Genomic DNA, 1,517 nt, shown 5'->3' with positions numbered 1-1,517 from the left:
GGGCGTGCGCAACCAGCTGGCGGAGCTGCTGGTGCACGAGCACGCCCCGCTGACCCTGGCGCAGCAGGCCAGCAGCGTCCCGAACGGCAGTCCGCTGTTCACCTCGCTGTTCAACTACCGGCACGGCAGGCGCCCACAGGCGATGTCCGCACCGGAAGCCGCCACGGCGCCCAGGGGCATCGTCACGGTGTCCATCCGCGAGGTGACGAACTACCCGGTGACCGTGGCGGTCGACGACTTGGAATCAAGGTTCGGACTGACCGTGGACGCGGTGGGCCCGGTCGGCGGGCAGGCCGTGTGCCGGCTGCTGCACACCTGCGTCGACAACCTCGTGAGCACGCTGGAGGACGACCCCCACGGCCTCCTGTCCGCAGTGGACGTTCTCGACGCCACCGAGCGGAACCGGCTCCTCGAAGACTGGAACGACACCGCGACGGAACTGCCCGAGCAGGGTGTGCACACCTTGGTCGCCGAACAGGCGCGGCTGCGTCCGGACGCCGTGGCAGTGGAGTTCGGAGCCGCGCACCTCTCGTACCGACAGCTCGACGCGCGAGCCAATCAGATCGCGCACGCGCTCATCGCAGCCGGTGTGCGCAGGGGGTCGCTGGTCGGAGTGTGCCTGGAGCGCGGTCCGGACGCGGTGGCCGCACTGCTGGGAGTCTGGAAGGCCGGCGCGGGTTACGTACCGCTGGACACGGACTACCCCTCCGCCCGGTTGGCGTCCATGATGCGCGATGCCGACGTCCAGGTCGTCGTCAGCCAGGGAGGACTGGCCGACCTCCTGACGGACTTCGACGGCATGGTCGTACAGGTCGAGACTGTCGATGAATCCTCCTTCCCCAGCGAAAATCCGGCAGTAGCCGTGGCCGGAGACGACGCCGCCTACGTGATGTTCACGTCCGGATCGGCGGGGCTGCCCAAGGGCGTGATGGTGGAGCACCGAGCCGTGGTCCGGCTGGTGTGGGGGCAGCAGTACGCCGAGTTCAGTGAGCAGAACGTGCACCTGCTGCTGGCGCCGCTGGCGTTCGACGCCTCCACCTTCGAGTTGTGGGGCGCGCTGGTGCACGGCGGCCGTCTGGTGATCGCTCCTCCCGGTGCCGTCGGCCCGCCGGAACTGCGGTCGCTGATCTCCGAGAAGGGCATCAGCGACCTGTGGTTGACCGCCGCGCTCTTCAACACGGTCGTCGATGAGGACCCGCGCGTGCTGTCGGGGCTGGCGCGCGTGCTGGTCGGCGGCGAGGCGTTGTCGGCACGGCACGTGCGGGAAGCGCAGACCACGGTGCCCGGACTGCGGGTGGTGAACGGGTACGGACCCACCGAGACCACCACGTTCGCCTGCACCTACGCCATCCCGGAGCTGTCCGAGGACACACAGTCCGTGCCGATCGGCTCCCCGATCGCGAACACGCAGGCATTCGTGCTGGATGGCGCGTTGCGTCCGGTGCCGGTGGGTGTGGTGGGGGAGTTGTATGTGGCGGGCGCGGGGCTGGCGCGGGGGTATGCGGGTCGTCCTGGTT

Annotated in this window: 1 protein-coding gene; it reads left to right on the top strand. The window is 69.5% G+C overall.

Annotated features, from left to right (window positions below; genetic code table 11):
• The coding region (locus AC27LF_RS45400) for an amino acid adenylation domain-containing protein (protein WP_487231309.1) at window positions 1–1,517 on the top strand (1,517 nt) is incomplete at both ends.

This window comes from Streptomyces diversicolor, from assembly GCF_057537855.1.
Note: the sequence above shows the minus strand (reverse complement) of the source record. Positions and strands in the feature narration are given on the sequence as shown.